17 protein-coding genes and 1 pseudogene are annotated in these 17,633 nt (G+C 59.5%); 14 read left to right on the plus strand and 4 right to left on the minus strand.

The genetic code is table 11. From position 1 onward, the window contains the following. Positions 1-1,410: pseudogene (locus tag N4A58_RS01810) on the plus strand (hypothetical protein); the annotation flags it as partial. 75 nt (positions 1,411-1,485) lie between these two features. Here N4A58_RS01810 and N4A58_RS01815 read toward each other — a convergent pair. From N4A58_RS01815 to N4A58_RS01825, 3 genes are all read right to left on the minus strand, one after another. Further along, positions 1,486-1,884: a hypothetical protein gene (locus N4A58_RS01815; RefSeq protein WP_072707300.1), complete on the minus strand. Its 399-nt coding sequence runs from the start codon at positions 1,882-1,884 to the stop codon at positions 1,486-1,488. Between the two features lie 128 nt (positions 1,885-2,012). Continuing rightward, entirely contained in the window at positions 2,013-2,255 is a 243-nt protein-coding gene (locus N4A58_RS01820; protein ID WP_293707351.1) for a DUF2842 domain-containing protein, read from the minus strand. Further along, complete coding sequence (locus N4A58_RS01825) at positions 2,255-3,550, minus strand: adenylosuccinate synthase (RefSeq protein WP_293707352.1); 1,296 nt, start codon at positions 3,548-3,550, stop codon at positions 2,255-2,257. The genes N4A58_RS01820 and N4A58_RS01825 overlap by 1 nt, the downstream gene beginning before the upstream one ends. A 253-nt stretch (positions 3,551-3,803) precedes the next feature. Here N4A58_RS01825 and secG point away from each other — a divergent pair, with 253 nt between their 5' ends. From secG to N4A58_RS01890, 13 genes are all read left to right on the plus strand, one after another. Continuing rightward, complete coding sequence (secG, locus tag N4A58_RS01830) at positions 3,804-4,178, plus strand: preprotein translocase subunit SecG (protein WP_293707353.1); 375 nt, start codon at positions 3,804-3,806, stop codon at positions 4,176-4,178. Positions 4,179-4,339: 161 nt separating this feature from the next. Next, a complete protein-coding gene (locus N4A58_RS01835; protein WP_072707309.1) occupies positions 4,340-5,983 on the plus strand; it encodes a CTP synthase in 1,644 nt (547 codons plus the stop codon). 123 nt (positions 5,984-6,106) lie between these two features. Further along, complete coding sequence (locus N4A58_RS01840; protein ID WP_072707311.1) at positions 6,107-6,544, plus strand: TerB family tellurite resistance protein; 438 nt, start codon at positions 6,107-6,109, stop codon at positions 6,542-6,544. 42 nt (positions 6,545-6,586) lie between these two features. After that, the gene (locus N4A58_RS01845) at positions 6,587-7,024 is read left to right on the plus strand and encodes a TerB family tellurite resistance protein (protein WP_293707354.1); all 438 of its coding nucleotides are present in this window, start codon (positions 6,587-6,589) and stop codon (positions 7,022-7,024) included. A 149-nt stretch (positions 7,025-7,173) separates the two neighbouring features. Then, a complete protein-coding gene (locus tag N4A58_RS01850) occupies positions 7,174-7,950 on the plus strand; it encodes an ABC transporter ATP-binding protein (RefSeq protein ID WP_293707355.1) in 777 nt (258 codons plus the stop codon). Positions 7,951-7,975: 25 nt separating this feature from the next. After that, a complete protein-coding gene (locus tag N4A58_RS01855) occupies positions 7,976-8,707 on the plus strand; it encodes a transporter substrate-binding domain-containing protein (protein ID WP_293707356.1) in 732 nt (243 codons plus the stop codon). Between the two features lie 78 nt (positions 8,708-8,785). Next, positions 8,786-9,673: an ABC transporter permease gene (locus N4A58_RS01860; protein WP_293707462.1), complete on the plus strand. Its 888-nt coding sequence runs from the start codon at positions 8,786-8,788 to the stop codon at positions 9,671-9,673. Further along, positions 9,670-10,476 (plus strand): ABC transporter permease, encoded by an 807-nt coding sequence (locus N4A58_RS01865; protein WP_293707357.1) that lies wholly within the window; start codon positions 9,670-9,672, stop codon positions 10,474-10,476. Before N4A58_RS01860 ends, N4A58_RS01865 begins: the two co-directional genes overlap by 4 nt. 83 nt (positions 10,477-10,559) lie before the next feature. Further along, complete coding sequence (locus tag N4A58_RS01870; RefSeq protein WP_293707358.1) at positions 10,560-11,894, plus strand: glutamine synthetase family protein; 1,335 nt, start codon at positions 10,560-10,562, stop codon at positions 11,892-11,894. A gap of 53 nt (positions 11,895-11,947) precedes the next feature. Then, positions 11,948-12,631 (plus strand): type 1 glutamine amidotransferase, encoded by a 684-nt coding sequence (locus N4A58_RS01875; RefSeq protein WP_293707359.1) that lies wholly within the window; start codon positions 11,948-11,950, stop codon positions 12,629-12,631. Next, entirely contained in the window at positions 12,628-13,986 is a 1,359-nt protein-coding gene (locus tag N4A58_RS01880; protein ID WP_072707327.1) for a glutamine synthetase family protein, read from the plus strand. Before N4A58_RS01875 ends, N4A58_RS01880 begins: the two co-directional genes overlap by 4 nt. Next, positions 13,983-15,284 carry an FAD-binding oxidoreductase gene (locus tag N4A58_RS01885; protein WP_293707364.1) on the plus strand — a complete coding sequence of 434 codons (1,302 nt, stop codon included), beginning with the start codon at positions 13,983-13,985 and terminating at the stop codon, positions 15,282-15,284. Before N4A58_RS01880 ends, N4A58_RS01885 begins: the two co-directional genes overlap by 4 nt. 96 nt (positions 15,285-15,380) lie before the next feature. Next, the gene (locus N4A58_RS01890) at positions 15,381-16,598 is read left to right on the plus strand and encodes an aminotransferase class I/II-fold pyridoxal phosphate-dependent enzyme (protein ID WP_293707365.1); all 1,218 of its coding nucleotides are present in this window, start codon (positions 15,381-15,383) and stop codon (positions 16,596-16,598) included. A 67-nt stretch (positions 16,599-16,665) separates the two neighbouring features. On the opposite strand, the gene N4A58_RS01895 is transcribed toward N4A58_RS01890, so the two are convergent. Continuing rightward, positions 16,666-17,631: a LysR family transcriptional regulator gene (locus N4A58_RS01895; RefSeq protein ID WP_072707333.1), complete on the minus strand. Its 966-nt coding sequence runs from the start codon at positions 17,629-17,631 to the stop codon at positions 16,666-16,668. Positions 17,632-17,633 lie beyond the last annotated feature (2 nt).

Below are 17,633 nucleotides of genomic sequence, written 5' to 3' on the forward strand. Positions count from 1 at the left end.
GCCCCTGAGGCTGAGGCTGAGGCTGAGGCTGAGGCTGAGGCTGAGGCTGAGGCTGAGGCTGAGGCTGAGGCTGAGGCTGAGGCTGAGGCTGAGGCTGAGGCTGAGGCTGAGGCTGAGGCTGAGGCTGAGGAAGCGATCACTACAAACGATGATGCGCAAGACAAAGATCAGGACGACGAAGACGCCCTTCGCATCGCGAGTGTCTTGGGAAACCTGACCCACGACGAAGACGAAGCTGCCGATGAGACAGAAATCGTAGCGGCCTCCGAAATAGCTGCTGGTGAGGATGATCCCGAAGACGACACACTCGACCTGACCGACATCATCACCGAAGAGGAAACGGCCGAAGTCGTCGAAGAAATCGAAGTCAGCGCCGAGGTTATCCAAGTCGAGCAAACCATCCCTGCAGCCGAAAAAGACGAAGAGATCGAAGAGCAAGACGACGAAGCTGCCTACGATGATCGCCCCCGCCGCGTACGTGTGCTGCGTCTCAAGCGCTCGGACATGGCCAAGGCGCTCAGCGAAGAAGACGCTCAGGAGACTGCAGCCAAAGCCGAAAGCGCCCTGAGCGACGAGGACGAAGCCGACCTGATGCGCGCGCTCGCTGAAGTCGAAGCCGAAATGGATCCGGTTGCGGAAACACCGGCAGAAGAACCCAAAGCGGAAGAACCTGAAGAGATCATCGTCCGCGACGAGCGCCCTGCTGGCCGAGAGCTTTTGGAACAGGCTGACACCAGCGAAGACGCCGAAGCACGCCTGCTGGAAAAAGCCAAGACCGAGATGGATGCGCCTGAAAGCAACCGCCGCCGCACTGCGCTGGCACATCTGAAGGCCGCGGTCGCAGCGACTCGCGCCGAAAAGAACGTGGTGCGCAAACGGGACTTGCCCGAAACTGAAACGGCGGCGACACCGCTCATCAAGCCCGAGCCAATTCCGGAAACCAAAGAGATCATCCGTCCGCGCCGCCCACAGCTCAGTGACAGCAACCGCGCAGAGCGCCCCCGCCCGAGCGAAGCTCCCTTGCGTTTGGTCGAAGAACAGCGCGTCGACACATCCAAATCGACGCCGATCGTCCCCCGCCGCATATCGAGCGGCTCGGACGAAGCCGCGCGCCGGGATCGCCCAAACTTTGCAGCCTACGCCGAGGAAAAAGGCGCGACGAACCTGCCGGAATTGCTCGAAGCGGCAGCCGCCTACACTGCTTGTGTTCAGGGCCGCGATCCCTTTACCCGCCCGCAGGTCATGACGCTGTTGAAGTCGGTGATGGAAGATGGGCTCAGCCGAGAGGATGCGCTGCGGGCCTTTGGCCAGCTGCTGCGCGAAGAGAAAATCTCGAAACTGCAGGGCGGTCGTTTTACGGTCACCGAGACAATCCGGTATCAGCCGCGCGCCATGGCGTCCGGCGAATAAGCCATTTCTACGACACCACGCAAAAGGCGGCCCGATTGGAGCCGCCTTTTTCTATTTCGGAACCAATGTCCGCCGTTAAGAGGCCGGAATCACCACGGGCGCCATGGCATATTGCTGGCGCTCTGCGATCAGGCGCTTGATCTTCTCGCGCAGCAGGAAGTTCGGGATCGGCTCCGGCGCGTTAGCCAAAACGCTTTCCAGCTTGGGGTCATCAAGCAGTTCTTGGTAGAGTTCGATCTTGCGCGACAGCTCGTAATATTTCAGGCCGCGGTCCGTCGCCATGGCGCGCGCTTCGGCGTTCGTTTCGCCGCAGACATCTTGCAAGCCAGCGCCGGTTTCGCGGGCCACGCTATAAGCATTTTCGACGGTACAGTAACGTGCTTTGTCTCGGACGTTCGGGATCGGGATCACGATACAGCCGGACAGCCCCAGCGCCAGAGTGAGGGTCAGGGCCTTGCGGGGAATCTGTCTCATTTCAAATCCTCTGAATGAATGAGGTCAGCCTATCCCTTTGAGAACACTCTGTCATGTGCTCCCAAACAATTCAGGGCAGAAAATCGCGCACAACAAAAAAGGGCTACAAAATTGCAGCCCCTTCGCATCTATTTATCGTAGTCGAACCGTTTTGGCGGTGCATCTGGGTCGGATTGACCAATCCCCTTGAAGACAGCCTTGAACGGCAGCGCCCACAGAATCCCGAGCCCGATGTAGATCAACAATTCCAGCCAGAGCGGCGGACGGTCGATCGTGCTCATGATCGTGACCGCCACCACTACATAGCCCGGCAGACCCAAAAGCAGGATCAACAAGGAAAGGCGGCGGCGTGTCTTGTAACTAAGGGCCATCAGTCAGCAAACGGGTCGGTTACTAGGATTGTGTCATCGCGCTCGGGCGAAGTGGAGAGTAGTGCAACAGGGCACTCGATCAACTCTTCGACGCGCTTGACGTATTTGATCGCGTTGGCCGGCAGGTCTGCCCACGAGCGTGCGCCTTCGGTCGATTCCGACCAGCCGGGCATTTCTTCGTAGATCGGGGTGCAGCGGGCCTGCTCGTCTGCGGCGGTGGGCAGGTAGTCCAGTTGCTCACCGTCCAGATTGTAGCCAACGCAAATCTTCAGAGTTTCGAAGCCGTCCAGAACGTCCAGCTTGGTCAGCGAGATGCCATTGATGCCCGAAATTGCGCAAGTCTGGCGGACCAGAGCGGCGTCAAACCACCCACAGCGGCGTTTGCGGCCAGTGGTGGTGCCGAATTCGTGGCCGCGCTCACCCAGACGCTGGCCGTCCGCATCCTCGAGTTCGGTCGGGAATGGGCCTTCGCCCACGCGTGTGGTGTAGGCTTTGACAATGCCCAGAACGTAGTCGATCGAGCCCGGGCCGATGCCCACACCAGTCGATGCCTGACCTGCGATCACGTTCGACGAGGTCACAAAGGGATAGGTGCCGAAGTCAATGTCCAGCAAAGAACCCTGCGCCCCTTCGAAAAGGATTCGCTTACCGGCCTTGCGCTTCTCGTTCAGGACCTTCCAGACGGGTGCGGCGTAAGGCAGGATGTCTTTGGCAACCTCGGCCAGCTGTTCGATCAGCGCTTCGCGGTCGATGCTTTCGATGCCCAGACCTTTGCGCAGGGGATCGTGGTGCTGCAGCGCGCGGTCTACACGCGCCTCGAGGGTCGCGCGGTCGGCCAGATCGGCAACGCGGATGGCGCGGCGGCCCACTTTGTCTTCGTAGCAGGGACCGATGCCGCGACCGGTGGTGCCGATTTTGGTGCCCTTGCTGGCTGCTTCCTCGCGGGCGCGGTCCAGTTCACCGTGGAACGGCAGGATCAGCGGCGTGTTTTCCGCAATCATCAGAGTCTCGGGTGTGATCTCGACGCCCTGCGCGCGTACAGTCTCGATCTCTTTGATCAGGTGCCAGGGGTCCAAAACCACGCCGTTCCCAATAACAGACAGCTTGCCGCCGCGGACAACACCCGAAGGTAGCGCGTGCAATTTATAAACTTTGCTATCGATCACCAGCGTATGGCCGGCGTTGTGTCCGCCTTGAAAGCGCGCGATCACGTCTGCGCGTTCGGACAGCCAGTCCACGATCTTGCCTTTGCCTTCATCGCCCCACTGAGCGCCGACAACCACAACGTTGGCCATAAGGGATCCCCTATTGTCAGATCTTCAAACCGTGCCTCCTATAGCGATGTGCTTGGGCAGGCGAAACCTCTATTTGCGCCGATCCGGCGCATCCATAAGCCGCAGGGCCAGTTAAACAGGGTTAGTAACGGCGTTCACACTATCCTTACGGCTGTTTTCAGCGGATTTGGCGAAAGTCTGGGCCACACGGCTTGCCCCCCGCGCCGATTTTCCCTACATGGGCGGACAACAAAAGAGTTGCTGCAGGTCCTTCATGGAAAACGTCGTTCTGATTATCCACCTCATTCTGGCACTGTCTCTGATCGGTATCGTTCTGATGCAGCGGTCCGAAGGCGGCGGCCTTGGCATGGGCAGCGGCGGTGGTGGCGGCGGCGTCGGTGGCGTTATGTCCGGCCGCGCAGCTGCAACCGCTCTGGGAAAAATCACTTGGGCTCTGGCGGCTGCATTCATCTGCACCTCGATCGCCCTGACCGTGATTGCAGCCAGCAATTCGTCTGACAGCTCTGTTCTGGACCGCTTGGGTGGCACCGCCCCCACCGCAACCGAAGAGCAATCCGATGCACCTGCAGGCTCTGACCTGCTGCCGCCGTCCTCGTCGGACGCGCCTTTGGTACCCTCGGCTAACTAAGCTACAACCATTAGAACATAGCGAACCGGACCTAACAGCATCTTGAGGTCCGGTTGCTAAAACTTTGCGAATCCGCTAAGGCTCAAACCCCGTGATGCTGCGATTCTTCGGGATCGCACGGGCATTGCTTTTTGGCGGAACATCACGGGAGCGCAGACCGAATGGCGCGATTCATATTCATCACTGGTGGCGTTGTGAGTTCGTTGGGCAAAGGTCTTGCCTCGGCGGCGCTTGGCTCTTTGCTTCAGGCGCGCGGATACTCAGTCCGCTTGCGCAAGCTGGACCCCTATTTGAACGTTGACCCCGGCACGATGTCGCCTTTCGAGCACGGCGAAGTGTTTGTCACCGACGACGGGGCCGAAACCGACCTCGATCTGGGACACTACGAGCGTTTCACCGGTGTGGCAGCACGCAAGACCGACTCGGTCTCGTCGGGCCGCATCTATTCGAACGTCCTCGAGAAAGAGCGCCGCGGTGACTATCTGGGCAAAACCATTCAGGTGATTCCCCACGTCACGAACGAAATTAAGGACTTCATTTCGATCGGCGAAGACGAAGTTGATTTCATGCTCTGTGAAATCGGCGGCACCGTCGGCGACATCGAAGGCCTGCCCTTCTTCGAAGCAATCCGCCAGTTCGCCAACGAAAAGCCCCGTGGCCAGTGCTTGTTCATGCACCTGACCCTGCTGCCATTCATCAAGGCGTCGGGCGAGCTGAAAACCAAGCCGACACAGCACAGCGTCAAAGAGCTGCGCTCGATCGGTCTGGCGCCCGACATTCTGGTCTGCCGTTCCGAAGGCCCGATTCCCGCGAAAGAGCGCGAAAAGCTGGCCCTGTTCTGCAACGTGCGCCCCGACGCCGTGATTGCCGCGCAGGATCTGAAATCGATCTACGAAGCGCCTCTGGCCTATCACCGCGAAGGTCTGGATCAGGCCGTTCTGGACGCCTTCCAGATCAGCCCCGCGCCCAAGCCCGATCTGGCGCGCTGGAACGATGTCGCGGACCGCATCTATAACCCCGAAGGCGAAGTCAAAATCGCAATCGTGGGCAAGTACGTGCAACTAGAAGATGCCTACAAGTCGATCGCCGAAGCGCTGACCCACGGCGGCATGGCCAACCGTGTGAAGGTCAAAGTCGAGTGGGTGAACTCGGAAATCTTTGACCGCGAAGATCCCGCGCCCCACCTCGAAGGTTACGACGCGATCCTCGTGCCCGGCGGCTTTGGCGAGCGTGGCACCGAGGGCAAGATCAAAGCGGCCCAGTTCGCCCGCGAACACAAAGTACCGTACCTCGGCATCTGCCTCGGCATGCAGCTGGCAGTGATCGAAGCGGCCCGTAACGTAGCCAAAGTGGACGACGCAGGCTCGGAAGAATTCGACCACGAAGCCGGTCAGAAGCGCTTTACCCCTGTTGTGTACCACCTGAAAGAATGGGTGCAGGGCAATCACAAGGTCGAGCGTTCGGTCAAGGACGACAAGGGCGGCACCATGCGCCTTGGCGCATACAACGCGACTCTCGCCGAAGGCTCCAAAGTGGCCGAAATCTACGGCGCGACCCAGATCGAAGAGCGTCACCGTCACCGCTATGAGGTAGACACGAAATATCGTGAGCAGCTCGAGGCTTGCGGCCTCAGCTTCTCTGGTATGTCGCCCGACGGACGGCTGCCAGAGATTGTCGAATGGAAAGATCATCCGTGGTTCATCGGCGTCCAGTTCCACCCCGAACTGAAGTCCAAGCCGTTCCAGCCGCACCCCTTGTTCCGCGACTTTGTGCGCGCAGCAAAAGAAAGCTCTCGTTTGGTGTAATCCACCAAGCTTGAAAGCCAGATTTAACGGGGCCGCTCACTTTCTGTGGGTGGCCCCGAAACTTTTTCGCAACCACAGCGTTATCCACCCAAGACACACGGTTCTGAAAGTGGAGCGTTCCAAATGTTTGCCAGCCTGAAAACACTCTTTGCCGCCCCTGCTGATGCAGCGCCGACCTATGACAGCCGCACAGCTGTCGCCGCTTTACTTGTTCGCGCGGCCAAATCCGAAGGCACCTACAGCTACGACGAAATCCGAGCGATTGATCGCAGCCTCGCCCGTCACTTTGGCCTGAACGTCATCGAAGCCATGAAACTGCGCGCAGAAGGCGAGAAGCTGGAACGCGCCGAGATTGATCCTCAGTCCATGATCACAGCCATCCGCGACGCGCTGGACCCAGAAGAGCGTTTTGGCGTTCTGAGCGGTCTTTGGGAGGTCGTTCTGACCAGTGACACCCGCACGCGCGGCTTGGACGAATTGCTGAACAGCGCGCGCCGCGGCTTCGGCATTCGCCGTGCCGAGTCGCAGATCGCCCGCGAGCACGCACTCGCCTCCATGTAATCACACCTTGGCGGGGCCAGTTGTCCCGCCTATATCATCATTATGTTTGCCGATTTTCTACGCCGCCTCACCGAACCTGCCGTTGATCCCCTGACCGAAGGGGATTCGCGACTTGCTTTGACAGCTTTGCTCGTGCGGATCGCCCGCTCGGACGAGGATTACCAAAAATCGGAAATCGAGCTGATCGACAGCATTGTCGCCGAACGTTACGAGCTCAGCGCAGACGATGCCTCTGCCTTGCGTCACGACGCAGAGCAGCTAGAGGCCGAAGCGCCCGACACCGTCAAATTCACCACAGCCATCAAACAGGGCGTCGCCTATGAACACCGTCTCGGGGTGATCGAATCCCTGTGGAAGGTCGTGCTGGCTGACGGCAAACGGGACGAAGCCGAAGACGCCCTTCTGCGGACCGTCTCGCGCTTTTTGGGGGTTTCGGATATGGACAGTGCCCTTGCCCGTCAGCGCGTACAAGGTGACTGATCACTTTCTGGGATAGCCCCGCGCCCATCTTTCAATCCGTTGCAGGTGAAATTACCGTTTGACCTAGGGTCAAATTTGACCAACCGTTGCATTTCACGGCGTTATCAGCGTTACTATCGCTCATTCCAAATGCAACCATCAGGGTTCTTGTGGTCAATAATCAACCAGTTATCGAAATCCGCAACCTTCACAAGCGTTACGGCGAGCTAGAGGTTCTGCGGGGTGTCGACATCACCGCCCCGCGCGGACATGTCATTTCGCTGATCGGCTCTTCGGGGTCGGGCAAGTCCACGCTTCTGCGTTGCGCCAACCTGTTGGAAGACAGCCAGAAGGGCGCAATCCTGTTCGAGGGCGAGCCCGTAAAATGGAAGGGCCAAGAACTGGCCCGTCGTCCAGCTGACGCCAAGCAGATCATGCGTATCCGTACCAACCTTTCGATGGTCTTCCAGCAATTCAACCTTTGGTCTCACATGACGATACTCGAGAATGTCATGGAATGCCCCGTGACCGTTCTGGGACGCGACAAGGCCGAGGTTGAACAAAAGGCCCGCATGTATCTGGACAAGGTCGGTATCGGCGACAAATGCGATGCGTGGCCCGCGCAACTATCCGGCGGACAGCAGCAGCGCGCCGCGATCGCTCGTGCCCTGTGCATGGAACCCAAAGCTCTTCTCTTTGACGAACCCACTTCCGCACTAGATCCCGAGTTGGAACAAGAAGTGGTGCGCGTCATCAAAGCCCTCGCTGAAGAGGGCCGGACCATGATCATCGTCACCCATGACATGAAAATGGCCCACGATGTTTCCGATCATGTCGTGTTTTTGCACCAAGGCCTGATCGAAGAACAGGGCGATCCCGCAACCCTATTCGGGGCGCCCAAATCAGAGCGGCTGCAGCAATTCCTAAGCCATACGACAGCTGCCTGAACAACACTCAAGGGGAGTTAACCAAATGAAAAAACTACTGATCACCAGCGCCGCGTTGGCTCTGTCAGCCACCAGCCTGTTCGCTGCAGGCCATGGCGATGTTGTCCGTCTGGGCACCGAGGGCGCCTACCCTCCGTACAACTTCATTAACGATGCGGGCGAAGTGGATGGCTTCGAGCGCGAGTTGGGTGACGAGCTGTGCAAGCGCGCAGAGCTGAACTGCGAGTGGGTCACCAACGATTGGGATTCAATCATCCCCAACCTCGTCTCGGGCAACTACGACGCCATCATCGCTGGCATGTCGATCACCGAAGAGCGTATGGAAAAAATCGACTTCACCGAAAACTACACCCAGCCCGACCCCTCTGCCTACATGGCGATGGCTGGCGCGGATGTGGATTTCACCGGTGGCGTGATCGCAGCGCAGGCCAGCACCATTCAGGCCAGCCACATCACCGACTCGGGCGCGACCCTCTTGGAATTCGCATCGCCTGACGAAACCGTCGCAGCCGTCCGCAACGGCGAAGCTGACGCAGTTCTGGCCGACAAAGCCTTCCTCGCCCCCATCGCCGAAGAGAATGCAGACCTCGAGCTGACCGGCGAAGATGTTCTGATCGGCGGCGGCATCGGCCTTGGCATCCGCAAATCCGACAGCGAACTGCGTGACAAGTTCACCGCAGCGATCCAGTCGATGAAAGAAGACGGCAGCCTGAACGAGCTGATCGTCAAGTGGCTGCCCGACTCGGCCACCTTCTAATCGCTCCGAAGGGAGGGCACGCCCCTCCCTTCTTTTTGCCAAAAATACTCACATCCAGACCTCGCCAAGAGGCCCGCCATTTTCAGCTTCTGCACCGACCCCGACACACTTGGCCAATTCCAGTGGCTCGCCTGTTACCTCACGACCGGCAAGCACATGGCCTTCTACTACTCCTTTGGCACCGTGCTTTTGCTGCTGGCAATCACGGCCCCCGCTGCGTTGCTTTTCGGCTTTGCTGGCGCTTCGGCGGCGCGGTCTTCGTTCACGCCGGTCAGTTGGCTCGGGAAAATTTATATCGCTATCGTCCGCGGGGTTCCGGACATCGCGTTCTTTCTTTTCTTCGTGATCGCTTTGGACCAAGGCATCGAGTGGCTGCGCCATCAGGTGAAGTGCCCCGACTGGGATGAACCGATCCGCCAGGGCAACGATTTCGTCGTTTGCACCGCTGCCAAGATGCCCCTCGGCAACGCGGCCCAATGGATTCACGAAATGTACGGTTTCACCCTCGCCGTGGTGACGTTTGCCATCGTCTTTGGGGCTTTCGCTGCCAACGTGATGCTCGGGGCCATGCGCGCTGTGCCCCGTGCGCAGCTTGAAACTGCCGAAGCTTATGGCATGACACCTCGTCAGACCTTCTGGCGCATTCTGGTGCCACAAATGTGGGTCTATGCTCTGCCCGGCCTCGGGAACCTCTGGATGGTTCTGATCAAGGCCACCCCTCTTCTGTTCCTCTTGGGTGTCGAAGATATCGTGTATTGGGCCCGCGAACTTGGCGGTGCCAAGACTGCCCGCTTCACCGACTATCCGCACCCTGACTGGCGCCTTTGGTACTTCCTCGTGCTTCTGATTTTCTACCTCGGCTTCACCAAAGTCTCCGAAGTCTTCCTTGATCGGATCATGCGCAAACTGACCCACGGCCAAGCGACCGCGGGCGGCGAGGCTCAGCGCAAAGGGGCCGCCGCATGAGCTGTCTCCAAACCATCGCAGACTACAGCCTCCGGTCCATCGGGATTGGCGAGCGGCTCCTGCCGCGTTCGGACTTCACTTTGTGTCAGCAGTTCACCCTGATCGGGTCAGGGATGCTACAGAATATCTACTTCGGCACGCTCGCCCTGATCGCGGGCTTCGTGCTGGCCGTCTTGCTCGCTGTTGGCAAAAACAGCGCGAACCCCTTGTTCAGAAAACCGGCGGAGTGGGTGATCTTTATCTTCCGTGGCTCCCCGCTTTTCATCCAGTTCTTCTTTGCCTACTTCCTGTTCCTCAGCCTCAAAGGCGTCAGTGGCTTCTTTGACCCGCTCACCTCGGCCTGGGCAGGTGCGCTTGTGGTGCTGCTGCTGAACACTGCCGCCTATTCTGGCGAGATTTTCTATGGCGCGCTCCAGTCGATTCCCAAGGGCGATCTGGAAGCCGCCGATGCCTATGGCCTGACCGGCTGGCCGCGGTTCAAGCGCGTGGTTTGGCCCACGATGCTGCGTCTGGCATGGCCCGCCTATACGAATGAGGCGATCTTCTTGTTCCAGTCGACCGCGCTGGTCTATTTCAGCGGCTTCCCAGCGTTCAAGCAGATGGGCGATGCCCTATATTACGCCAACTATTTTGCGGACAAGACCTTCAACCCGTTTGTGCCCTACCCGATCCTTGCGATGTACTTCATCATCCTGACGCTGATCGTAATCAGCATTTTCGGATTTATTAACAAACTCTTGAACCAGCACTTGCCCCAAAACAAACGCCAAAAGATCAAGCTGCGCCCGCGCTTGATCCGCTAACAATACCCCTTGATTTCGTCGCTGCTCTTAGAGACAGTGAATTTGATCAAATTAGCTCGACGAACGGGCAACGCAGGTGATTTATGAAAAACTGGCTACGCAAGCACCCCATGGTGCGCACCATCCGTGTGGCCGCGGCAGATTTGAACGGTCAGCCCCGCGGTAAACGGGTGCCAACCCGATTTGCAGACAAAGTGGTCGAAGGCGGCACGCGCTTTCCCATGTCTGTGATGAACCTCGACATCTGGGGCGAAGACATCGACGACAGCCCCCTTGTGTTCGAGACGGGGGATCGTGATGGCGTTCTGAAACCGACCGAACGCGGCTTTGTGCCCATGCCGTGGCTCGAAGGGCCAACCGCCCTGCTTCCGCTTTGGATGTTCCACGAAGATGGCCGCCCATTCGAAGGCGACCCCCGCCACGCACTGCGCCGCGTGCTAGAGCGCTATGATGAAAAGGGCCTGAAACCCGTCGTCGCGGTCGAACTCGAATTCTACCTGATCGACGACTCGGGCAAATCGTTCCAAGTCCCCGCCAGCCCGCGCTCGGGCAAGCGGCGTAAAGCCGCCGAGATCCTCTCGGTCCGCGCTCTGGACATGTTCGACAAGTTCTTCACCGATCTCTACGACGCGTGCGAAGAGATGGACATCCCCGCCGACACCGCCATTTCCGAGGCTGGTCTGGGGCAGTTCGAAATCAACCTAATGCACAGCGATGACGCCCTGCGCGCCGCCGATGATGCGTGGCTCTTCAAGATGCTGGTCAAGGGTCTGGCCCGCCGCTACGGCTTTGCCGCAAGCTTTATGGCCAAGCCTTACGTCGATTATTCAGGCAGCGGGATGCACACCCACTTCTCGGTCATCGACCGCAATGGCCAGAACATCTTTGACGACGGCAGCCAGCAAGGCAGCGCCTATCTGCGTCACGCGGTGGCAGGGTGCATGGATGCGATGCAAGGCAGCACTCTGCTCTTTGCGCCGCACGCCAACAGCTATGACCGCATGGTCCCAGGCAACCACGCGCCGACCAGCATCTGCTGGGGCTACGAAAACCGCACCGCTGCGATTCGTATCCCGTCGGGCGATCCACGCGCGCGCCGGATCGAGCATCGCGTGGCGGGCGGCGACGTGAACCCCTACCTGCTGATCGCGGGCATCCTTGGGGCGGCGATGAACGGCATCGACGATGGCTCCGAACCATGCGAACCCATCAAGGGCAGCGCCTACAATCAGGACCTGCCCCAAGTGCCAAATACGTGGGACAGCGCCATCGAGCGCTTTGAAAAGGACGAGCATATCGCCCGTATTTTCACCCCCGAACTAATCCGCAATTATGTCGCGACCAAACGTCAGGAATTATTTTACATGGCGGAACTGGACGATCGCGAACAGGTTGAGATTTATCTTGATACGGTCTGACGTGGCCGCACTGGCCACGTCCCCACACGACCCCTCAAACACTTTGGTGCCCTATGAAAATCGGTATCCTGCAAACGGGCCATACCCCTGCCGACATGGCAGATATCGCCCCTGACTACGCTCTGCTGTTCCGTGCAATGCTTGGTGAGGACAGCTTTGACTACCGAACCTGGAACGTTGTGGACGGCGACTTCCCCGAAACCATTGACGCGGCGGACGGCTATATCATCACCGGATCGCGCCACGGCGCCTACGAGGATCACCCGTGGATTCCCCCGCTCGAGGATCTGATCCGCCAGATCTACGCCGCCAAGAAGCCTATGTTCGGTGCTTGCTTTGGCCATCAGATTATCGCGCAAGCGCTTGGGGGCAAAGTCGAGAAGTTCAAGGACGGGTGGTCCGTCGGCCTTCAGACCTATGATTTCGGAGACCATACGCTGGACTTGAATGCGTGGCATCAGGATCAGGTGGTCCAGCTACCGCCAGAGGCCCGCGTGGTCGCCTCTAGTCCGTTCTGTAAATTCGCGGCTTTGGCGTGGGGGGACCATGTTTTCACCACACAGGCACATCCCGAATTTCAGTCGGATTTCATCCAAGGCCTGATAGAGTATCGCGGCAAAGGGGTGGTTCCCGACGCGCTCTTGGACAGCGCGACAGACCACCTGACCAAACGCAATGACAATGCGCAAATCGCGAGCAAAGTGACTCGCCTGATGCGCGGAGAGGGCATCTCATGAGTGCGACGCTGAGCAACCTGCCGCCAGCCGTTCAATCCTACCTAGGCGATAACCGCCTCGACGAGGTCGAGTGTATCATCTCTGACCTGCCCGGCATCGCCCGTGGCAAGGCCGTTCCGGCCTCGAAGTTTGCCCGTCAGAACCATTTCTACCTGCCAGACTCGATCTACTATCAAACCATCACCGGTGAATGGGCCGAAGCTGCAGGCGATGAAGGGTTCATAGAACGGGATATGATCCTAAAGCCTGACATGAGCACCGCGACGGCGGCGCCATGGACAGGCGACTGGACGCTTCAGGTGATCCACGATGCATTTGACCGCGCTGGCAACCCGATCTCGTTTTCGCCGCGCAACGTGCTGAAACGAGTCGTCGATCTGTACAAAGCCCAAGGCTGGAAGCCGATCGTCGCGCCCGAGATGGAGTTCTATCTGGTCGCCCCGAATACCAATCCCTCCAAAGCGATTGAGGCGATGATGGGCCGCTCGGGCCGCCCGGCGGCCGCGCGTCAGGCCTATTCGATGTCGGCGGTAGATGAATACGGCCCCGTGATCGACGACATCTACGATTTTGCCGAAGCCCAAGGGTTCGAGATTGACGGCATCACCCAAGAAGGCGGCGCGGGCCAGCTCGAGATCAACCTGCGCCACGGCAGTCCCGTGAAGCTGGCGGACGAGGTGTTCTACTTCAAACGCCTGATCCGAGAGGCCGCTCTGCGTCACAACTGCTATGCGACCTTCATGGCCAAGCCAATTGCGGACGAGCCGGGCAGCGCGATGCACATCCACCACTCGGTGATCGACACCGAAACCGGCGAAAATATCTTCTCTGGTCCTCAGGGCGGGGAAACGGACGCATTTTATCACTTTATCGGCGGGCTCCAGCGCTACCTGCCCGCTGGGATTGCCGTGATGGCCCCCTACGTGAACAGCTACCGCCGCTACGTCAAAGATCATGCGGCGCCGATTAACCTTGAGTGGGCTCGCGACAACCGCACGACAGGCATCCGCATTCCGATCTCGGATGCGCAGTCGCGCCGTGTAGAGAACCGCCTCGCGGGGATGGACTGCAACCCCTATCTGGGGATCGCGATGTCCTTGGCCGCTGGGTATCTTGGGATGATGGAGGGCATTCGCCCGACCAAGCAATTCCGCGGCGATGCTTATGATGGCGACGGCGACTTCGCGCAAACCTTGGGCCAAGCGCTGGATGAATTCGACGACTGCACCAAGCTGCACGAAATCCTCGGGATCGATTTTGCCCGTGTCTACGCCATCGTGAAGCGCGCTGAATACGAAGAGTTCCTGCAAGTGATCAGCCCTTGGGAACGTGAGCATCTGTTGACCAACGTATGAATCTGCTCTTTGCCAACGACCGCCAAGGTCACTACCCGCCAAGCTGGTATGCCGACGTTCTGGATGTGCCAGATGCCCGCCCACCGCTGCGCGGCGAAGCACAGGCCGATGTCTGCATCGTGGGTGCGGGCTACACCGGTCTGTCTGCGGCGTGGCAATTGGCCGAGCGCGGTTTCAAAGTCATCGTGGTCGAGGCGCACCGCGCGGGCTGGGGCGCCTCTGGCCGCAACGGGGGCCAAGTCGGCAGCGGGTTCAACAAAGGTCAGGAATGGCTGGAAGCCCGCATGGGTGCGGGCAATGCCCGCCTGCTGTGGGACCTGAGCCAAGATGCCAAAGCCTTGGTCCGCGCATTGGCGGACGAAGACCCCGCAATCGCCTATCGCCCCGGTGTCGCCCATGCTGAATGGCACGCCAGCGATGTGCCGGACACACAGGCCGACGCGGACCATCTGGCCAAACACTATGGCTATGACCAAGTCGAAAAGCTGGACCGCGACGCCATGCAGGCCCTGATCGGTAGCCCCTGCTATCAGGGCGGCAGTGTCGACTGGGGCGCGGGCCATGTGAACCCGCTCGCCCTTGCTCTGTCGCTCGCACGCAAGGCCGAAGCGGCGGGCGCGACCATCCACGAGAATACGCTGGTCCACCGTGTCGAACCAGGCGCAGACCCCGTCGTGCGCTGTGACAAGGGCTTCGTCCGCGCGAAACACGTGATCCTTGCTGGTAATGGCTATCTGGGCCGTCTGGTCAACGGGGTCACCTCTCGCGTCATGCCGATCAACAACTTCATCGCCGCGACAGAGCCTTTGGGTGACCGAGCCGCCAGCGTTCTGGCCCGCGATATCGCCGTGGCCGACAGCAAGTTCGTGATCAACTATTTCCGCCTATCCGCAGATGGCCGCCTGCTGTTCGGCGGCGGTGAATCCTACGGCTACAAATTCCCGTCAGACATCGAAGGTACCGTGCGCAAACCGCTGGAAACCGTCTTCCCCCAGCTCAAGGGCGTGAAAATCACCCACGCTTGGGGCGGAACGCTCGGCATCAGCGCGCAGCGCTTGCCCGTGTTCGACCGCCCCGCCCAAAGGCTTTGGGCCGCATCGGGTTACTCGGGGCACGGTGTCGCACTCGCCACCTTCTCCGGACGCATTCTGGCCGAGGCGATCAGCGGGGAGATGGGACGTTTTGATGTGCTTAACGCCCTGCCCTCACCGCGTTTTCCAGGCGGCGGCGCGTTCCGGACACCGCTCTTGGTCATGGCCATGAGCTGGTACGCCCTAAGGGACAAGCTGGGTATCTGACGGCGGGGAAGCGCCTGCTTCTGTAGAAAAGGCTTGGTGAAGACACGGGATGCGTTTAGCAATTCCGAAAAGAGTTTTCAGAAAAGCTACAGGAATATGACACAAGCGCCCAACGTCTACGACGCCGAACCCATCCCTGCTGCCGCCCGAGAAGAGATCGAGCGCCTGCTTCAGACAGGGGATCTGTTCCGCTACACCGCGCCCGAAAATGCGCCTGTTGCCCTGCTCGAAGCCGAGTTCGCAGAGCTTCTGGGGTCGAAATATGCGCTCGCCGTGTCCTCCTGTTCGGCCGCTCTGTTTCTATCGCTGAAGGCGCTGAACCTGCCCCGCGACGCACGTGTTTTGATCCCCGGTTTTACTTTTGCAGCTGTGCCATCGTCGGTCGTGCATGCCGATTGCATCCCCGTCCTCTGCGAAGTCGGCGAGAATTACCGCATCGACATCAAGGATTTCGAAACACGTCTGGACGACAACATCAGCGCCGTCATCATCAGCCACATGCGCGGCCACACCAGCGACATGGACGCGATCATGGCGCTCTGCAATGCGCGCGGCATTCCCGTGATCGAAGACGCCGCGCATTCGCTCGGCACGACGTGGCATGGCAAAAACATCGGAACGATCGGCAAAATCGGCTGCTTTAGTTTCCAATCCTACAAATTGGTGAACGCGGGCGAAGGCGGTATTCTGATCACTGACGACGCCTATCTGGTGGCCCGCGCGGTCATCATGTCCGGTGCCTATGAGCACAACTGGAAAAAGCACAAGAGCCGCGCTGGCGACAACACCTCTGATCTGGAAGAGGCGTTCGCCCGTCACCAGAACAAGCTGCCACTGTATAACTTGCGCATGTCGAACCTATCGGCCGTGATCATCCGCCCGCAGCTTCCCGAAGTTGCCCGCCGCGTGCGGGATGGCCGCGCGAACCACGACTATGTCGCTGCGCAACTGAACACCTCAGCTTCGCTGTCGGTGCCTGAAAAGCTGGCCCCCGAAGAGCGGGCACCGGACTCAATCCAGTTCAACTTGATTGGAATGGATAGCGAAGAGGCCAAGACCTTTGCCCGCGTGGCCAAGGAAAATGGTGTCTCTGTGCAGGTGTTTGGACAGTCAATAGACAACGCCCGTGCCTATTGGAACTGGCAATTCCTGCCCGAGATGCCCGACCTGCCCCGCACCCGCGCCATGCTGGAAAACGCCTGCGACGTGCGTTTGCCCGCGCGGCTGTCCAAGGACGATCTGGATTACATTGCACGGACCCTTGTCGCTGCCGCAGAGAGTGCCAAAGAAGAAGCGCGCGCCTACGGGACCTGAGCGGCGCCGGTCGAAATCAGAGTATTTTTGCAAAGCAGAAAGGAGAGCGCATGCTCTCCTTTTTCCGTTAGCGCAGGATCAGTGCGTCCTTGAGCCAAGGGAAGTCGGACAGCGCAGGCGTGACCACATGAGCGGACAGCAGGTCCTTGAGGTGGACTGCAATTTGCGTTGGCAGGTCTCCAAGCAGATCTTGGCGGGCAGTCAGGGAAATATTACGCGACAGCGGTTCAAACGGCAGAGGGAAAACATCAACGCGATCCAGCCAGCGCCGCGCCCGCATCAGCGCAAGAGGCGTCAGGATCGACCAGCCGACCTGCCCCGCGACCAGTGCGAGCACCGAATGGTAGCTGTCGATCTCGAACCGATGCGAAAGCTTCAGGTTCTGACGCACCAAATGTGCAGCAATCATCCGCCCCATCGCCAAGCGTGCCGAGTACTGGATCAACGGCATCGTCCGCAGTTGACCGAGCAAATCATTTTCGGGGTCCACGCGGCCCTTGGGCACGGCCAAGACGAAGGGCTCGGTCAGCAGGGGGTGAACTTCCATCCAATCGGCCTCTGCCCCCATTTCCGCCGCAACAACAATGTCGAGCGCCCGATCATCGAGCTGCCCGTACAGCGCGTGGGACGGCCCCGTCTCCAGCAGGAACTGGCTGCCTGAAATATCATTTGCAAGGCGTGTGATCAGCGCGGGTGTGACGTCAGCCTCCAGATCCTCGATCATGCCAAGGCGCAGACGGGTCAACGAGGATAGGTCCGACATCGCAAGTTCAGCGCGCGCCAGAGCCGCTTCGTTCAGGATCGCACTAGCGCGGCGACGAAACACCTCGCCCGCCGGTGTGAGTGACATGGGCCGCGCGTTGCGCACCATCAGTGTGGTGCCCAATGCGGTCTCTAGGCTCGTTAATTGTTGGGACACGGTAGAGGGGCTGGTCCCCAATCGGCGCGCGGCGGCAGAGATCGCGCCTTCTTCGGCCGCGGCCACAAAGACCTCGATCCCCCAGAGGGTGATCCTTCCCGGGGAATCGACCATTG

The sequence above is a fragment of the Donghicola sp. genome (genome assembly GCF_025210255.1).
GTDB classification, from domain to species: Bacteria; Pseudomonadota; Alphaproteobacteria; order Rhodobacterales; family Rhodobacteraceae; genus Donghicola; species Donghicola eburneus.

Bases quoted from the DNA above. Each gene is read 5' to 3' on its own strand.
- N4A58_RS01815 (WP_072707300.1), bottom strand. From the start codon at position 1,884: ATGAGACAGATTCCCCGCAAGGCCCTGACCCTCACTCTGGCGCTGGGG.
- N4A58_RS01820 (WP_293707351.1), bottom strand. From the start codon at position 2,255: ATGGCCCTTAGTTACAAGACACGCCGCCGCCTTTCCTTGTTGATCCTG.
- N4A58_RS01825 (WP_293707352.1), bottom strand. From the start codon at position 3,550: ATGGCCAACGTTGTGGTTGTCGGCGCTCAGTGGGGCGATGAAGGCAAA.
- secG (WP_293707353.1), top strand. From the start codon at position 3,804: ATGGAAAACGTCGTTCTGATTATCCACCTCATTCTGGCACTGTCTCTG.
- N4A58_RS01835 (WP_072707309.1), top strand. From the start codon at position 4,340: ATGGCGCGATTCATATTCATCACTGGTGGCGTTGTGAGTTCGTTGGGC.
- N4A58_RS01840 (WP_072707311.1), top strand. From the start codon at position 6,107: ATGTTTGCCAGCCTGAAAACACTCTTTGCCGCCCCTGCTGATGCAGCG.
- N4A58_RS01845 (WP_293707354.1), top strand. From the start codon at position 6,587: ATGTTTGCCGATTTTCTACGCCGCCTCACCGAACCTGCCGTTGATCCC.
- N4A58_RS01855 (WP_293707356.1), top strand. From the start codon at position 7,976: ATGAAAAAACTACTGATCACCAGCGCCGCGTTGGCTCTGTCAGCCACC.
- N4A58_RS01865 (WP_293707357.1), top strand. From the start codon at position 9,670: ATGAGCTGTCTCCAAACCATCGCAGACTACAGCCTCCGGTCCATCGGG.
- N4A58_RS01870 (WP_293707358.1), top strand. From the start codon at position 10,560: ATGAAAAACTGGCTACGCAAGCACCCCATGGTGCGCACCATCCGTGTG.
- N4A58_RS01875 (WP_293707359.1), top strand. From the start codon at position 11,948: ATGAAAATCGGTATCCTGCAAACGGGCCATACCCCTGCCGACATGGCA.
- N4A58_RS01880 (WP_072707327.1), top strand. From the start codon at position 12,628: ATGAGTGCGACGCTGAGCAACCTGCCGCCAGCCGTTCAATCCTACCTA.
- N4A58_RS01885 (WP_293707364.1), top strand. From the start codon at position 13,983: ATGAATCTGCTCTTTGCCAACGACCGCCAAGGTCACTACCCGCCAAGC.
- N4A58_RS01890 (WP_293707365.1), top strand. From the start codon at position 15,381: ATGACACAAGCGCCCAACGTCTACGACGCCGAACCCATCCCTGCTGCC.
- N4A58_RS01895 (WP_072707333.1), bottom strand. From the start codon at position 17,631: ATGGTCGATTCCCCGGGAAGGATCACCCTCTGGGGGATCGAGGTCTTT.